18 protein-coding genes are annotated in these 14,867 nt (G+C 50.7%); 13 read left to right on the forward strand and 5 right to left on the reverse strand.

Annotated features, from left to right (window positions below):
- Nucleotides 1-90: 90 nt before the first annotated feature.
- The gene (locus FFT88_RS05675; RefSeq protein ID WP_064527441.1) at nucleotides 91-759 is read left to right on the forward strand and encodes a DUF3313 domain-containing protein; all 669 of its coding nucleotides are present in this window, start codon (nucleotides 91-93) and stop codon (nucleotides 757-759) included.
- Between the two features lie 34 nt (nucleotides 760-793).
- Here the strand turns inward: FFT88_RS05675 and ydcO are convergent, their stop codons facing one another.
- Nucleotides 794-2,005: a BenE family transporter YdcO gene (gene ydcO, locus FFT88_RS05680; RefSeq protein WP_135404469.1), complete on the reverse strand. Its 1,212-nt coding sequence runs from the start codon at nucleotides 2,003-2,005 to the stop codon at nucleotides 794-796.
- A gap of 52 nt (nucleotides 2,006-2,057) precedes the next feature.
- Here ydcO and FFT88_RS05685 point away from each other — a divergent pair, with 52 nt between their 5' ends.
- The gene (locus FFT88_RS05685; protein ID WP_135404335.1) at nucleotides 2,058-2,594 is read left to right on the forward strand and encodes an XRE family transcriptional regulator; all 537 of its coding nucleotides are present in this window, start codon (nucleotides 2,058-2,060) and stop codon (nucleotides 2,592-2,594) included.
- A 72-nt stretch (nucleotides 2,595-2,666) separates the two neighbouring features.
- Nucleotides 2,667-4,628: a 23S rRNA 5-hydroxycytidine C2501 synthase gene (rlhA, locus tag FFT88_RS05690; protein ID WP_135404336.1), complete on the forward strand. Its 1,962-nt coding sequence runs from the start codon at nucleotides 2,667-2,669 to the stop codon at nucleotides 4,626-4,628.
- Nucleotides 4,629-4,721: 93 nt separating this feature from the next.
- Here rlhA and FFT88_RS05695 read toward each other — a convergent pair whose 3' ends face one another.
- Nucleotides 4,722-4,952, reverse strand: coding sequence for a YncJ family protein (locus FFT88_RS05695; protein ID WP_130259056.1), 231 nt, complete (start codon nucleotides 4,950-4,952; stop codon nucleotides 4,722-4,724).
- Nucleotides 4,953-5,174: 222 nt separating this feature from the next.
- On the opposite strand from FFT88_RS05695, the gene FFT88_RS05700 reads away from it, so the two are divergent.
- From FFT88_RS05700 to patD, 8 genes are all read left to right on the forward strand, one after another.
- Entirely contained in the window at nucleotides 5,175-5,351 is a 177-nt protein-coding gene (locus FFT88_RS05700) for a type II toxin-antitoxin system HicA family toxin (RefSeq protein WP_130222688.1), read from the forward strand.
- Nucleotides 5,352-5,394: 43 nt separating this feature from the next.
- Entirely contained in the window at nucleotides 5,395-5,811 is a 417-nt protein-coding gene (hicB, locus tag FFT88_RS05705; RefSeq protein WP_135404470.1) for a type II toxin-antitoxin system antitoxin HicB, read from the forward strand.
- Nucleotides 5,812-5,890: 79 nt separating this feature from the next.
- Entirely contained in the window at nucleotides 5,891-7,300 is a 1,410-nt protein-coding gene (locus FFT88_RS05710) for a PLP-dependent aminotransferase family protein (RefSeq protein WP_135404337.1), read from the forward strand.
- A gap of 241 nt (nucleotides 7,301-7,541) precedes the next feature.
- Nucleotides 7,542-8,687, forward strand: a complete 1,146-nt coding sequence (gene ydcS / locus FFT88_RS05715; RefSeq protein WP_135404338.1) for a putative ABC transporter substrate-binding protein YdcS — start codon at nucleotides 7,542-7,544, stop codon at nucleotides 8,685-8,687.
- Nucleotides 8,688-8,704: 17 nt separating this feature from the next.
- Entirely contained in the window at nucleotides 8,705-9,718 is a 1,014-nt protein-coding gene (locus FFT88_RS05720) for an ABC transporter ATP-binding protein (protein ID WP_135404339.1), read from the forward strand.
- On the forward strand, nucleotides 9,719-10,660 hold the full coding sequence (locus FFT88_RS05725; protein ID WP_001251315.1) for an ABC transporter permease: 942 nt from the start codon (nucleotides 9,719-9,721) through the stop codon (nucleotides 10,658-10,660). It abuts the gene before it with no gap.
- Nucleotides 10,650-11,444: an ABC transporter permease gene (locus FFT88_RS05730; RefSeq protein WP_130259058.1), complete on the forward strand. Its 795-nt coding sequence runs from the start codon at nucleotides 10,650-10,652 to the stop codon at nucleotides 11,442-11,444. The genes FFT88_RS05725 and FFT88_RS05730 overlap by 11 nt, the downstream gene beginning before the upstream one ends.
- A 21-nt stretch (nucleotides 11,445-11,465) precedes the next feature.
- Nucleotides 11,466-12,890 carry an aminobutyraldehyde dehydrogenase gene (gene patD / locus FFT88_RS05735; RefSeq protein ID WP_135404340.1) on the forward strand — a complete coding sequence of 475 codons (1,425 nt, stop codon included), beginning with the start codon at nucleotides 11,466-11,468 and terminating at the stop codon, nucleotides 12,888-12,890.
- Between the two features lie 98 nt (nucleotides 12,891-12,988).
- Here patD and yncL read toward each other — a convergent pair whose 3' ends face one another.
- Nucleotides 12,989-13,084, reverse strand: a complete 96-nt coding sequence (yncL, locus tag FFT88_RS05740) for a stress response membrane protein YncL (protein ID WP_074399477.1) — start codon at nucleotides 13,082-13,084, stop codon at nucleotides 12,989-12,991.
- A gap of 194 nt (nucleotides 13,085-13,278) precedes the next feature.
- On the opposite strand from yncL, the gene FFT88_RS05745 reads away from it, so the two are divergent.
- Nucleotides 13,279-13,452, forward strand: a complete 174-nt coding sequence (locus tag FFT88_RS05745; RefSeq protein ID WP_135404341.1) for a GhoT/OrtT family toxin — start codon at nucleotides 13,279-13,281, stop codon at nucleotides 13,450-13,452.
- 85 nt (nucleotides 13,453-13,537) lie between these two features.
- A complete protein-coding gene (gene ydcY, locus FFT88_RS05750; RefSeq protein WP_113649882.1) occupies nucleotides 13,538-13,771 on the forward strand; it encodes a DUF2526 family protein YdcY in 234 nt (77 codons plus the stop codon).
- On the opposite strand, the gene FFT88_RS05755 is transcribed toward ydcY, so the two are convergent.
- Nucleotides 13,772-14,221, reverse strand: coding sequence for a DMT family transporter (locus tag FFT88_RS05755; protein ID WP_001076539.1), 450 nt, complete (start codon nucleotides 14,219-14,221; stop codon nucleotides 13,772-13,774).
- Nucleotides 14,218-14,736: an L-methionine sulfoximine/L-methionine sulfone acetyltransferase gene (gene mddA / locus FFT88_RS05760; protein ID WP_089628382.1), complete on the reverse strand. Its 519-nt coding sequence runs from the start codon at nucleotides 14,734-14,736 to the stop codon at nucleotides 14,218-14,220. Before mddA ends, FFT88_RS05755 begins: the two co-directional genes overlap by 4 nt.
- Nucleotides 14,737-14,867 lie beyond the last annotated feature (131 nt).

Below are 14,867 nucleotides of genomic sequence, written 5' to 3' on the forward strand. Positions count from 1 at the left end.
TATTTTCACCAACACTTTTTTTGCCACAACACGAAGCGGTACTTTTTGCTATAACTTAAAAAGTAATATAATCATCTCAGGAAACTATTCATGCGTACCACATCAATTGCGAAAGTTGCGGCTTTATGCGGCTTGTTGGCTCTGTCAGGTTGTGCCTCTAAAATCACCCAGCCAGATAAATATTCTGGTTTTTTAAACAATTACTCCAACCTTCAAGAAACAACTTCAGCAACGGGCAAACCGGTATTACGCTGGGTTGATCCAAATTTTGATCAAAGTAAATATGACAGCATCGTCTGGAACCCAATCACCTATTATCCGGTGCCTAAACCTTCTACCCAGGTAGGGCAAAAAGTTCTGGATAGAATTTTGAGCTATACCAATACTGAAATGAAAGAAGCCATCTCACAGCGTAAACCACTGGTTACTACCGCTGGGCCTCGTAGTCTGATTTTCCGTGGTGCTATTACTGGTGTAGATACCAGCAAAGAAGGGTTACAGTTCTATGAAGTTGTTCCTGTCGCATTAGTGGTAGCGGGGACGCAAATGGCGACGGGTCACCGTACCATGGACACCCGCCTGTACTTTGAAGGTGAGCTGATTGATGCGGCTACCAACAAACCAGTTATCAAAGTGGTTCGTCAGGGCGAAGGTAAGGACCTGAACAACGAAAGCACCCCAATGGCTTTCGAAAATATTAAGCAAGTTATTGATGACATGGCGACCGACGCAACCATGTTTGACGTTAACAAAAAGTAATGCCAGTCGCGCCATCGCAAGATGGCGCTTCTGATTATCGGCTTCTGTCAGCGATCAAATTCAATACTACATAACAGACACCACCGGCAATTAATCCCCAAAACGCCGAGCCAATACCGACCAGCGTCAGCCCACTTGCCGTTACCAGAAAAGCCACCACAGCAGCATCGCGCTCACGCTCATTATGCAAAGCCTGATACAAACTGCCTCCGATGGTACTCAACAGCGCCAGACCAGCCAGCATCTGGATCCAACTTACAGGCAGGGCAGCCATCATCCCGGTAATGGCACTGCCAAACAGACCCGCCAGTAAATAAAAGACGCCAGCCGCAGCGGCAGCCAGCCAACGCTGATCTTTGTCCGGGTGCGCCTCCGGGCTCTGGCAAATAGCCGCAGTGATAGCCGCAATACCTACGGAATAGACGCCGAAAGGAGAAAACAGAAGCGCCAGTAATCCAGTAAATACAATCAATGGCGAAACAGGAGCCGAATACCCAGCTGCTTTCATTGCCGCAATCCCCGGTGCGTTTTGCGAAGCCATCGTCACCAGAAAAAGGGGGAGTGCAACGCTCAAACTGTGAGCAAGCGAAAATTCAGGGGCGAGATAAGCGGGGAGAACGGGTTTGAAAACGATATCTTTTGTGACAACGTCACCTTGTGCGATAACGACCACGATCCCAACAATCATCGCCGTAATTACCGCATAACGCGGCGCAAAAGCCTTTGTCGCCAGCCACGCCAGCAACATACTACCGCATAACATAAACTGACCATCCAGGCTGGCAAACGCCTGTAAACCAAAGCGTAACAAAATTCCGGCCAGCATTGCCGCTGCCAGCGAGTGTGGAATAATACGCATCAGACGGGCGAATAATCCTGTCACACCACAGAGAACAATTAGCGCATTCGTGACAATAAAAACGCCGATGGCCTGGTTTAGCGTTAGTCCCTGTAACCCGGTGACCAGCAACGCAGCACCGGGTGTTGACCATGCGGTAAGAACAGGCACGCGATACCATAATGTCAGGGCAAGAGTACTGACGCCCATCGCCAGTCCCAGCGCCGTCATCCATCCGGAAATTTGCTCTGTGGTGGCTCCAGCGACGATCGCCGCTTGCCAGATTATTGCCGCAGAGCTGGCATAGCCAATCAGGACCGCCAGAAACCCTGCAAGCAGCGTGGGAGGAGGAATGGAAAACAGACGCATAGTTACCTCGTGCGTTATAGCGTACAGGCACCGTAGCATTTGTCCGTTATAACGCACAAGTGATAAACTCCCGTTTTGCAGGAGGAGTCGCATGGAAAATCTCGCTCGCTTTTTATCCACTACGCTTAAACATCTTCGTCAGCAGCGGGGCTGGAGTCTTTCGCGACTGGCAGAAGCGACGGGCGTTTCAAAAGCGATGTTAGGGCAGATTGAACGTAATGAATCCAGCCCGACGGTCGCAACATTATGGAAAATAGCTACCGGGATGAACGTACCGTTTTCGACGTTTATTTCGCCGCCGCAGACCGCTACGCCATCCGTTTATGATCCACAACAGCAGACAATGGTGATCACTTCTTTATTTCCTTATGATCCGCAACTCTGCTTTGAACATTTCTCGATCCTGATGGCCCCCGGTGCAATAAGCGAATCGACGCCGCACGAAAAGGGTGTTATCGAGCATGTTGTCGTCATTGATGGGCAGCTTGACCTGTGCGTTGGTGGTGAGTGGCGAAGCCTTAAAAGTGGAGAAGGTGAACGCTTTGCCGCAGATGTTGCCCATGCCTATTGCAACCGTGGCGAGCAAACCGTGCATTTTCATTCCATTATCCATTACCCGCGTAGTTGAACAGGAAAACTATTTCGCAACGTCGCGCTTGTGGCTAAAATAACCGCCTTTTTTCAGCTACTGGATAAGAAAGTGACCGTATCTTCTCATCGTCTTGAACTGTTAAGCCCGGCACGCGATGCCGCCATTGCCCGCGAAGCTATTTTGCACGGTGCCGATGCTGTTTATATCGGCGGCCCTGGTTTTGGTGCCCGTCATAACGCCAGTAATAGTCTGAAAGATATCGCCGAACTGGTGCCATTTGCCCACCGTTATGGTGCAAAAATTTTCGTCACGCTTAACACCATTTTGCATGACGACGAACTGGAACCAGCGCAACGACTGATTACCGATCTTTACCAGACAGGCGTCGATGCGCTGATTGTTCAGGACATGGGAATTCTGGAACTTGATATTCCGCCGATTGAACTGCACGCAAGTACGCAGTGTGATATTCGTACTGTAGAGAAAGCGAAGTTCCTCTCTGACGTTGGCTTTACCCAGATAGTGCTGGCGCGTGAGCTTAACCTGGAGCAGATTCGTGCGATTCATCAGGCCACGGACGCGACTATTGAGTTCTTTATTCATGGCGCATTGTGTGTGGCATATTCCGGTCAGTGCTACATTTCTCATGCACAAACGGGACGTAGTGCCAACCGTGGTGATTGCTCCCAGGCGTGCCGTTTGCCATACACGTTGAAAGACGATCAGGGGCGGGTGGTTTCCTATGAAAAACATCTACTGTCGATGAAAGATAACGATCAGACTGCCAACCTGGGCGCGTTGATCGATGCGGGTGTGCGTTCTTTCAAGATTGAAGGGCGTTACAAAGATATGAGCTACGTGAAGAATATCACCGCCCATTATCGCCAGATGCTGGATGCCATTATTGAAGCGCGCGGCGATCTGGCTCGTGCTTCATCAGGTCGTACTGAACATTTCTTTGTGCCTTCGACAGAAAAAACCTTCCATCGTGGTAGCACAGACTACTTTGTTAACGCGCGTAAAGGTGACATTGGCGCGTTCGATTCGCCGAAATTTATCGGCCTGCCGGTGGGTGAAGTATTGAAAGTGGCGAAAGATCATCTCGATGTTGCCGTCACCGAGCCACTGGCAAATGGCGATGGCCTGAACGTAATGATTAAACGTGAAGTGGTTGGCTTTCGCGCCAATACGGTAGAGAAAACCGGAGAAAATCACTACCGCGTCTGGCCAAATGAAATGCCAGCAGATTTGCATAAAATTTGCCCACATCATCCGCTTAACCGTAACCTTGACCATAACTGGCAACAGGCACTGACGAAAACCTCCAGCGAGCGTCGGGTAGCGGTAGACATTGAACTGGGTGGCTGGCAAGAACAACTCATTCTGACGTTAACCAGTGAAGAGGGCGTGAGCATCACTCATACCCTGGATGGGCAGTTCGACGAAGCGAATAACGCCGAAAAAGCGCTGAATAACCTGAAAGATGGCCTGGCAAAACTGGGGCAAACCATCTATTACGCCCGCGATGTGCAAATTAATTTGCCGGGGGCGCTGTTTGTGCCAAACAGTCTGTTAAATCAGTTCCGCCGTGAAGCCGTCGAAATGCTGGATGCTGCACGTCTTGCCAGCTACCAGCGCGGCAGTCGTAAACCGGTTGCTGAACCTGCGCCGGTTTATCCGCAAACGCATTTGAGCTTCCTTGCTAACGTCTACAACCATAAAGCACGCGAGTTCTATCATCGCTATGGCGTACAACTGATTGATGCGGCGTATGAAGCGCATGAAGAGAAGGGCGAAGTCCCGGTGATGATCACCAAACACTGCCTGCGCTTTGCTTTCAATCTGTGTCCGAAACAGGCGAAAGGTAATATTAAAAGCTGGAAGGCAACGCCGATGCAACTGGTTAACGGTGATGAAGTACTAACGCTGAAGTTTGATTGCCGCCCGTGTGAGATGCACGTCATCGGAAAAATCAAAAATCATATTCTGAAAATGCCGTTACCGGGAAGCGTTGTCGCATCTGTAAGCCCGGATGATCTGCTGAAAACATTGCCGAAGCGGAAAGGATAAAACGCAAGCTTTCAGGGGTATTCACAACTCATTGAATCTGCATGATATTGTCAGCCGGATAAGGCGTTCATGCCGCATCCGGCAACAAACGACTCAACGTTGTCCCGTTTCTGGTTTGCGTGATTTTTGCCAGTAATAATGCTCGCGCAAACCTTCCGCCGACTCTTCCGCCACAGCACGCAATTCATCGCTGTCCGCTTCATGACGTAGTTGATGATCCACATTCTTCACCCACAAAAATTCATGTCCGTTGTGTCCCGCCATGAGCTGTCCTGAGAACAGCGCACACGTTAATAAGACAACCGATAACGCTTTTGTAAACATCCCGCCACCCGTTTATTACACTTTGCCGCTATGATGCCGATAGTTTCTTTGAGTTATTATTCTGTTTTGCAAATTAGCGCAAAGAATTTCTGGAACCTGCCTTCCTGATTTGGCACTGCTTTCCACCGTTGCGGCGAATTAGTGCTATTTTCGAGCAAATTAAAAAAAGGAGGTAAACATTAATGTTTACTTTGTTGATATACTCAGCGGCAGGGAGGCGATGTGAAACAAAGCGAGTTCAGACGTTGGCTCGAATCTCAGGGCGTCGATGTGGCGAATGGCAGCCACCATTTGAAACTCAGGTTTCAGGGGCGACGTAGTGTCATGCCGCGTCCCCCCAGTGACGAGATAAAAGAACCATTGCGTAAAGCTATCCTGAAACAACTCGGTTTGAATTAATCGCCATCAGAAGGTTAATGACATGCGAGAGACAGTCAAAATTATGCGTTATCCCGTCACTCTTACACCTGCGCCGGAAGGCGGTTATGTGGTTTCTTTTGTAGATATCCCTGAAGCGTTAACGCAGGGAGAAACTGTTGCTGAAGCGATGGAAGCAGCAAAAGATGCCTTACTCACCGCATTTGATTTTTATTTTGAAGATAACGAGCTAATTCCGTTACCTTCGCCATTAAATAACAACGATCACTTTATTGAAGTGCCTTTAAGTGTCGCTTCTAAGATATTGCTGTTAAATGCTTTTTTACAGTCAGATATCACCCAGCAAGAGCTGGCGAGGCGGATTGGTAAACCCAGGCAGGAGATCACTCGCTTGTTTGATTTGCATCATGCGACAAAAATCGACGCCGTCCAGCTTGCGGCTAAAGCCCTGGGCAAAGAGTTATCGCTGGTAATGGTTTAATTACAGTTAACGTAAAGTTGTCATTTTTAACAACTGATATAGACTGCCGGATCACCTGCACATAATAACGATCCAATTAATGAAAAAATACCAGCAACTCGCAGAACTATTACGTGAGCAAATTGCGTCAGGCATCTGGCAACCCGGCGATCGCCTGCCTTCTCTACGTGAACAGGTTGCGCTTTCTGGCATGAGCTTTATGACTGTCGGTCATGCTTATCAGTTGCTCGAAAGTCAGGGGTATATTATTGCGCGGCCGCAATCAGGTTATTACGTTGCGCCGCGCACGGTGAAATCACCGCAGGCACCTGCTATTCCGGTAACGCGTGATGAAACGGTCGATATTAACACCTATATTTTTGACATGTTGCAGGCCAGTCGCGATCCGTCGGTAGTACCGTTTGCTTCAGCCTTTCCCGATCCGCACCTGTTTCCGCTACAGCAACTGAACCGCTCACTGGCGCAGGTGAGTAAAACCGCCACGGCGATGAGCGTGATTGAAAACTTGCCGCCAGGGAATGCAGAACTGCGTCAGGCTATTGCTCGTCGCTATGCCTTACAAGGCATCACTATTTCTCCTGATGAAATTGTCATTACCGCCGGGGCGTTAGAGGCATTAAACCTCAGTTTGCAAGCGGTCACTGAACCGGGCGATTGGGTGATTGTCGAGAATCCTTGTTTCTACGGTGCGTTGCAGGCGCTGGAGCGGCTACGGCTGAAGGCGTTATCGGTGGCGACGGACGTTAAAGAAGGGATAGATCTTCAGGCGCTGGAACTGGCGTTACAGGAGTATCCGGTCAAAGCCTGCTGGCTGATGACTAATAGCCAGAATCCACTCGGATTTACCTTAACGCCACAGAAAAAAGCGCGGCTGGTAGAGTTGCTCAATCAGTACAACGTGATGTTAATTGAAGATGACGTTTACAGTGAGCTTTACTTTGGTCGGGAAAAACCGCTGCCTGCGAAAGCGTGGGATCGCCACGATGGCGTTTTGCATTGCTCTTCGTTTTCGAAATGTCTGGTGCCTGGTTTTCGTATTGGTTGGGTCGCCGCCGGAAAACATGCACGTAAAATTCAACGCTTGCAGTTGATGAGTACGCTTTCCACCAGCTCACCGATGCAGCTTGCGCTGGTGGATTACCTTTCTACTCGCCGTTACGATGCCCATCTTCGTCGTCTACGTCGCCAGCTTGCGGAACGTAAACAACGTGCCTGGCAGGCGCTGCTGCGTTATCTGCCTGCGGAAGTGAAAATTCATCACAATGACAGCGGTTATTTTCTCTGGCTGGAGCTTCCCGAACCGTTAGATGCGGGCGAATTAAGTGTTCAGGCATTGGCGCATCACATCAGTATTGCGCCGGGTAAAATGTTTTCTACTGGCGAAAGTTGGTCTCGTTTTTTCCGTTTTAATACTGCATGGCAGTGGGGCGAGCGCGAAGAACAGGCGGTTAAACAATTAGGTCACCTTATTAAAGAATACCTGAAATAGATCCTCATTTAATTTCTCTCAGGTTGGGTAATATGAATTTCGAATAGAAGCTATATTTCCTAACCCATTGTCTATACTCCAGAAGATAGCCTCACAAACGCCATAATGCGCGTTAGCTCACATCCTGATTAAATTTTCTCGGGGGCGAGGGTGCGCCTGCAAGCCGCCGTCTATGGTTAAACAAGGAGATATTTTTACGGCACGGCGGCTGAACAATTAATTACGACAGGAGTAAGACTTTATGAGCAAGACATTTGCCCGCAGCAGCCTGTGTGCGCTTACCATGACATTAATGACCGCCCACGCCGCCGAACAGCCTACCAATTTAGATAAACCGGAAGGACGACTGGATATTATCGCCTGGCCGGGATACATCGAACGCGGACAAACCGATAAACAATACGACTGGGTGACGCAATTTGAAAAAGAAACAGGTTGCGCGGTCAATGTGAAAACTGCGGCGACTTCCGATGAAATGGTCAGCCTGATGACCAAAGGAGGTTACGATCTGGTCACGGCGTCCGGCGATGCCTCGCTGCGTTTGATTATGGGTAAACGCGTGCAGCCGATTAATACCGCATTGATTCCCAACTGGAAAACGCTCGATCCGCGCGTGGTTAAAGGCGACTGGTTTAACGTGGGCGGCAAAGTCTATGGCACGCCATATCAATGGGGTCCGAACCTGTTGATGTACAACACCAAAACCTTCCCGACACCACCAGATAGCTGGCAAGTGGTTTTTGTTGAGCAGAATCTACCGGACGGCAAGAGTAATAAAGGTCGCGTACAGGCTTATGACGGCCCTATCTACATTGCGGATGCTGCGCTGTTCGTTAAAGCCACTCAGCCGCAGTTGGGCATCAGCGATCCGTATCAACTCACCGAACAACAGTACCAGGCGGTGCTGAAAGTGCTGCGCGATCAACATGGCTTGATCCATCGCTACTGGCATGACACCAGCGTGCAAATGAGCGATTTCAAGAACGAGGGCGTGGTGGCCTCCAGCGCCTGGCCGTATCAGGCCAACGCATTGAAAGGCGAAGGCCAACCGATCGCCACCGTCTTCCCGAAAGAGGGTGTTACCGGCTGGGCAGACACCACCATGCTACATAGCGAAGCGAAACATCCGGTTTGCGCCTACAAATGGATGAACTGGTCATTAACGCCAAAAGTGCAGGGCGATGTGGCGGCCTGGTTTGGTTCGCTGCCGGTAGTACCGGAAGGCTGCAAAGCCAGTCCGTTGCTGGGCGATAAAGGCTGTGAAACCAACGGCTTTAACTATTTCGATAAAATTGCCTTCTGGAAAACGCCTATAGCCGAAGGGGGCAAGTTTGTTCCCTACAGTCGCTGGACGCAGGATTACATTGCCATTATGGGCGGTCGCTAACTTCGCTGGGGTGTTATATGACGTACGCAGTGGAGTTTGACAACGTCTCGCGGTTGTACGGCGACGTGCGCGCGGTAGATGGCGTCAGTATTGCGATAAAAGATGGTGAGTTCTTCTCTATGCTGGGGCCGTCCGGCTCCGGCAAAACCACCTGCCTGCGCCTGATTGCTGGCTTCGAACAGCTTTCCGGCGGGGCGATTGCTATCTTCGGTAAACCGGCCAGTAATCTACCACCGTGGGAGCGGGACGTGAATACCGTCTTCCAGGACTACGCGCTGTTTCCCCATATGTCGATTCTCGAGAATGTGGCCTATGGGCTGATGGTTAAAGGCGTGGATAAAAAGCAGCGCTACGTAATGGCGCAAGAGGCGCTGGAGAAAGTGGCGTTGGGTTTTGTACAGCAACGTAAACCGTCACAGCTTTCTGGTGGTCAGCGCCAGCGAGTCGCCATCGCCAGAGCACTGGTGAACGAACCGCGCGTGTTGTTGCTGGATGAACCGCTCGGCGCGCTGGATCTCAAATTGCGTGAGCAAATGCAGCTTGAGCTGAAAAAGCTGCAACAGTCTCTCGGTATCACTTTTATTTTCGTTACCCACGATCAGGGCGAAGCGTTGTCGATGTCCGATCGTGTGGCGGTTTTCAATAATGGACGCATTGAGCAGGTTGATTCCCCGCGCGATCTCTATATGCGCCCGCGCACGCCGTTTGTTGCGGGATTCGTCGGGACATCCAACGTTTTTGATCCGCTAATGGCCGAGAATCTTTGCGGCATGATGGGCAGTTTTGCCCTGCGGCCGGAACATATTCGCCTGAATACACCTGGTGAAGTGCAGGCCAATGGCACGATTCAGGCGGTGCAATATCAGGGGGCAACCACACGTTTTGAACTGAAACTTAACAGCGGTGAAAAACTGCTGGTTAGCCAGGCAAATGTAACGGGCGAAGACTTACCCAACACGCTCACGGCGGGTCAACAGGTGATGGTTTCCTGGGCGCGTGATGTGATGGTGCCGCTGGTTGAGGAGAGGTGAATGGCGATGAACGTCTTGCAATCACCTTCACGTCCAGGTCTGGGTAAGGTGTCCGGTTTCTTCTGGCGGAATCCGGGGCTGGGGCTGTTTTTGCTGCTGCTTGGCCCGCTAATGTGGTTTGGTATCGTCTATTTCGGCTCGCTGCTGACGTTGTTATGGCAGGGCTTTTATACCTTTGACGATTTCACCATGTCGGTAACGCCGGAACTGACGCTGGCGAATATTCGTGCGCTGTTTAATCCGGCGAATTACGACATCATTCTTCGCACACTGACAATGGCTGTGGCAGTCACTATCGCCAGTGCCATTCTGGCCTTTCCGATGGCGTGGTATATGGCGCGCTATACCAGCGGCAAAATGAAAGCGTTCTTTTACATTGCGGTGATGTTGCCCATGTGGGCAAGCTACATTGTTAAAGCCTATGCCTGGACCTTATTGCTGGCTAAAGACGGTGTGGCGCAGTGGTTTTTACAACATCTGGGGCTGGAGCCACTACTCACGGCATTTCTCACACTACCGGCAGTGGGTGGTAATACGCTGTCAACTTCCGGGCTAGGTCGCTTTCTGGTGTTTCTCTATATCTGGCTGCCGTTCATGATCCTGCCCGTGCAGGCGGCGCTTGAGCGTTTGCCGCCGTCATTGTTGCAGGCGTCGGCCGATCTTGGCGCGCGTCCACGGCAAACCTTTCGCTATGTGGTGCTGCCGCTGGCGATCCCGGGTATTGCCGCTGGCTCTATCTTTACCTTCTCACTCACACTGGGCGATTTTATCGTCCCGCAGCTGGTTGGCCCTCCAGGATATTTTATCGGCAATATGGTTTATTCCCAGCAGGGGGCGATTGGCAATATGCCGATGGCTGCGGCTTTTACTCTGGTGCCGATAGTCCTTATCGCACTCTATCTGGCGTTCGTGAAACGTCTGGGAGCGTTCGATGCACTCTGAACGCGCACCGTTTTTCCTCAAACTGGCGGCCTGGGGCGGCGTGGTTTTCCTACATTTTCCCATCCTGATTATCGCCGCTTATGCGTTTAACACTGAAGATGCGGCGTTTAGTTTTCCACCGCAAGGCCTGACGCTGCGCTGGTTTAGCGTGGCAGCACAGCGTAGTGATATTCTTGATGCCGTGACACTGTCACTTAAAGTGGCGTCGCTGGCGACGTTAATTGCGCTGGTGTTAGGGACGCTGGCAGCTGCCGCGCTGTGGCGACGAGACTTTTTCGGCAAAAACGCCATTTCGCTGTTACTGCTGCTGCCCATTGCGCTGCCGGGCATTGTCACGGGTCTGGCGCTATTAACCGCGTTTAAAACCATCAATCTGGAGCCTGGCTTTTTCACCATCGTCGTCGGTCATGCGACTTTTTGCGTAGTGGTGGTGTTTAACAATGTCATCGCCCGTTTTCGCCGCACCTCGTGGAGTCTGGTTGAGGCGTCAATGGATCTTGGGGCCAATGGCTGGCAAACCTTTCGTTATGTGGTGTTGCCGAATCTTAGTTCGGCGCTACTGGCCGGAGGGATGCTGGCGTTTGCCTTGTCGTTCGATGAAATCATCGTTACGACCTTTACGGCAGGTCATGAACGAACGTTACCGTTGTGGTTGCTCAATCAGCTTGGGCGACCACGTGATGTACCGGTAACCAACGTGGTGGCACTGCTGGTTATGTTGGTAACAACCTTGCCGATCCTGGGGGCCTGGTGGCTAACCCGCGAAGGCGACAATGGTCAATAACCACTGATACAGGAATATGCTATGCAACATAAGTTACTGATTAACGGAGAACTGGTTAGCGGCGAAGGGGAAAAACAGCCTATCTATAATCCGGCAACGGGGGACGTTTTACTGGAGATTGCCGAGGCATCGGCAGAACAGGTGGATGCTGCTGTTCGCGCGGCAGATGCAGCATTTGCCGAATGGGGGCAAACCACGCCGAAGGTGCGCGCAGAATGCCTGCTTAAACTGGCTGATGTTATCGAAGAAAATGGTCAGGTTTTTGCCGAACTGGAGTCCCGTAACTGTGGCAAACCGCTGCATAGTGCGTTCAATGATGAAATCCCGGCGATTGTCGATGTCTTTCGCTTTTTCGCCGGTGCGGCGCGTTGTCTGAATGGTCTGGCGGCAGGTGAATATCTCGAGGGACATACTTCTATGATCCGCCGCGATCCGTTGGGCGTTGTGGCTTCTATTGCACCCTGGAACTACCCATTGATGATGGCAGCATGGAAACTGGCTCCGGCACTGGCGGCGGGGAACTGCGTGGTACTTAAACCATCAGAAATCACGCCGCTGACCGCACTAAAACTTGCAGAGTTGGCGAAAGATATCTTCCCGCCGGGCGTGATCAACGTACTGTTTGGCCGGGGCCAGACCGTGGGCGATCCGCTGACCGGGCATCAAAAAGTGCGCATGGTTTCGCTGACGGGATCTATCGCCACCGGTGAGCACATCATCAGCCATACCGCGCCATCCATTAAGCGTACCCACATGGAGTTAGGTGGCAAAGCGCCTGTCATTGTTTTTGATGATGCTGATATTGAAGCTGTGGTCGAAGGTGTACGCACGTTTGGTTATTACAACGCAGGGCAGGATTGCACCGCAGCTTGTCGAATCTACGCGCAAAAAGGCATTTACGATGCGCTGGTGGAAAAACTGGGCGCCGCTGTCGCAACCCTGAAGTCGGGCGCGCCGGATGACGAATCAACGGAACTGGGGCCGTTGAGTTCCCAGGCTCATCTCGACCGCGTCAGCAAAGCAGTGGAAGAGGCGAAAGCGACGGGACACATTAAAGTGGTCACCGGCGGGGAGAAACGAAAAGGTAACGGTTATTACTATGCGCCGACGCTGCTGGCAGGCGCATTGCAAGAAGATGCTATCGTTCAAAGAGAGGTATTTGGTCCAGTGGTGAGCGTGACTGTCTTCGATAATGAAGAACAGGTAGTGAACTGGGCAAATGACAGCCAGTATGGTTTAGCCTCTTCAGTGTGGACGAAAGATGTAGGTCGGGCGCATCGCGTTAGTGCACGTCTGCAATATGGCTGCACGTGGGTCAATACCCATTTCATGCTGGTAAGTGAAATGCCGCACGGTGGTCAGAAACTTTCAGGTTACGGCAAGGATATGTCACTTTATGGGCTGGAGGATTACACCGTTGTCCGCCACGTAATGGTTAAACATTAAGGATAATATTGTAGCCAGGGAGAGTGTGAGAAGATCTAACGCACTGTCAGAGAGTTGATATCTCTCTGACAGTGTGTACTGCGTGCAATATCGCTACATCAAATAAACCAACCAAATCTCATAGAGATAAGAGCAAACAATCCAACAGCAGCAAAGAGATTTATAAGCACTACAGTTCTACTGGAAACATTCATATTTTGCCACCTTTTGTCATAGCCCCTATGTGTATAGTACGGGTTAAGTAAATCCGCAATAATACTCATTCTGAAGATGGACAAGGGCAGCTCCCGGATTATGGAAATATCTCAAATGGATTGTAAAACTTGATGTACATCAAAAAATAACGCATATTTGCGCGCGTTTTATTCCTCTGGCTGGACGCCCGTACATGTCTCTTTATCAATGCCTGCTTGTTTTTTATGCTGTTATGGCAGCTATCGCGTTTGTTATTACCTGGTTTCTTTCTCACGAGAAGAAGCACATTCGTTTTCTGAGCGCCTTCCTGGTGGCGGTGACCTGGCCGATGAGTTTTCCAGTGGCGCTGCTGTTTTCGCTGTTTTAAATCTTGAGCACTGGCTTGACGGCACAACGCAGACTTATATCATTTGGGAGAATCGATAATTTTCACAAGTGGCTAAGGAGAAAGTATGTCGCATCTGGAAGAGGTCATCGCACGCGTGGATGCAGCGATTGATGAGAGCGTCATTGCCCATATGAACGAATTATTAATCGCCCTGAGCGATGACGCAGAGTTAAGTCGGGAAGAACGTTACACTCAGCAGCAGCGTTTGCGTACAGCAATCGCTCATCACGGGCGTAAGCATAAAGAAGATATGGAAGCTCGCCACGAACAGTTAACCAAAGGCGGCACTATCCTGTGATTAAAACGAGCGTCTGGCCACCAACCAGGCGCCAACCACAAGTAAAATTGCGCCACAAATTGGGCCAAACAACGCCCGTAGTGGTACGCCATGACTGCGGAAGATATCCAGCACCAGCCCTCCAATCAACTGACTGGCGACCAATACTGCAATGGTCGTTGCCGCGCCAACGTTTTGATATCCGCTGATACTGGCAAAGACAAAAAATGAGCCCAGCAAGCCAGGAATCAGTGTCCACCAGCGCACGCTGGAAACCAGTTCGCCAAACCCTGCCATCCCTTGTTTAAACCATAAAATGGAGACGAATAGCACAATCCCCACCAGGGAGTTCAGCAGCATGGCGATGAGAATGGTTGAGGAGGTCTGGGTGATGCGTACCATCAGCGTGTTCTGGACTACCAGACCAATTCCGGCGGCAATCAAAAAGGCAAGGGTGAGCGACTGATTCATCCAATCGCGTCCGGTTCAGTGCGTTCGTCGAGTTGCAACTGCATAAATGTCAGATCCAGCCAGCGCCCAAATTTAGTGCCCACCTGCGGCATTTGTGCGGTGACGACAAATCCCAGCGACTGGTGGAGATGCAGCGAAGCCTGGTTTTGCGATTCGATCCCGGCGACCATGACATGCTTCCCGCAATCCCGCGCTTCATCAATCAATCGGCTTAACAATTTACGCCCCAGACCTTTGCCCTGATGATCGGGATGGATATAAACCGAATGTTCCACGGTATGGCGAAAACCATCGAAACTACGCCAGTCGCCAAATGAGGCATATCCCGTCACTACGCCATCTTCTTCACTTACCAGCACCGGATAACCTGCTATGGTCCGCGCTTCAAACCAGGCAATGCGGTTATCTGCATCCACCGTTTGGTCATTCCAGATAGCCGCCGTATACAACACGGCGTGGTTATAAATTTCCGCAATGGCAGCACAGTCGGCTTTGCGGGCAAAACGGATGGACATGTCTGGCCTCAATAAAATAATGATGATGATGTTATCAATACTATCGAAAACAGCCCGAAGCAACGGATTCCTCGATGAAATTATTGCGTGTTGCAGAGGGGATGTGACGGCTGCAAACAAAACCAATCCCG

Source organism: Escherichia sp. E4930 (assembly GCF_005845405.1).
In the GTDB taxonomy this organism is placed as follows: domain Bacteria; phylum Pseudomonadota; class Gammaproteobacteria; order Enterobacterales; family Enterobacteriaceae; genus Escherichia.

Excerpts from the sequence above, each read along its gene's own strand:
- FFT88_RS05675 (WP_064527441.1), top strand. The coding sequence starts at position 91 with ATGCGTACCACATCAATTGCGAAAGTTGCGGCTTTATGCGGCTTGTTG.
- ydcO (WP_135404469.1), bottom strand. The coding sequence starts at position 2,005 with ATGCTACGGTGCCTGTACGCTATAACGCACGAGGTAACTATGCGTCTG.
- FFT88_RS05685 (WP_135404335.1), top strand. The coding sequence starts at position 2,058 with ATGGAAAATCTCGCTCGCTTTTTATCCACTACGCTTAAACATCTTCGT.
- FFT88_RS05695 (WP_130259056.1), bottom strand. The coding sequence starts at position 4,952 with ATGTTTACAAAAGCGTTATCGGTTGTCTTATTAACGTGTGCGCTGTTC.
- hicB (WP_135404470.1), top strand. The coding sequence starts at position 5,395 with ATGCGTTATCCCGTCACTCTTACACCTGCGCCGGAAGGCGGTTATGTG.
- FFT88_RS05710 (WP_135404337.1), top strand. The coding sequence starts at position 5,891 with ATGAAAAAATACCAGCAACTCGCAGAACTATTACGTGAGCAAATTGCG.
- ydcS (WP_135404338.1), top strand. The coding sequence starts at position 7,542 with ATGAGCAAGACATTTGCCCGCAGCAGCCTGTGTGCGCTTACCATGACA.
- FFT88_RS05720 (WP_135404339.1), top strand. The coding sequence starts at position 8,705 with ATGACGTACGCAGTGGAGTTTGACAACGTCTCGCGGTTGTACGGCGAC.
- FFT88_RS05725 (WP_001251315.1), top strand. The coding sequence starts at position 9,719 with ATGGCGATGAACGTCTTGCAATCACCTTCACGTCCAGGTCTGGGTAAG.
- FFT88_RS05730 (WP_130259058.1), top strand. The coding sequence starts at position 10,650 with ATGCACTCTGAACGCGCACCGTTTTTCCTCAAACTGGCGGCCTGGGGC.
- patD (WP_135404340.1), top strand. The coding sequence starts at position 11,466 with ATGCAACATAAGTTACTGATTAACGGAGAACTGGTTAGCGGCGAAGGG.
- yncL (WP_074399477.1), bottom strand. The coding sequence starts at position 13,084 with ATGAATGTTTCCAGTAGAACTGTAGTGCTTATAAATCTCTTTGCTGCT.
- FFT88_RS05745 (WP_135404341.1), top strand. The coding sequence starts at position 13,279 with ATGTCTCTTTATCAATGCCTGCTTGTTTTTTATGCTGTTATGGCAGCT.
- ydcY (WP_113649882.1), top strand. The coding sequence starts at position 13,538 with ATGTCGCATCTGGAAGAGGTCATCGCACGCGTGGATGCAGCGATTGAT.
- FFT88_RS05755 (WP_001076539.1), bottom strand. The coding sequence starts at position 14,221 with ATGAATCAGTCGCTCACCCTTGCCTTTTTGATTGCCGCCGGAATTGGT.
- mddA (WP_089628382.1), bottom strand. The coding sequence starts at position 14,736 with ATGTCCATCCGTTTTGCCCGCAAAGCCGACTGTGCTGCCATTGCGGAA.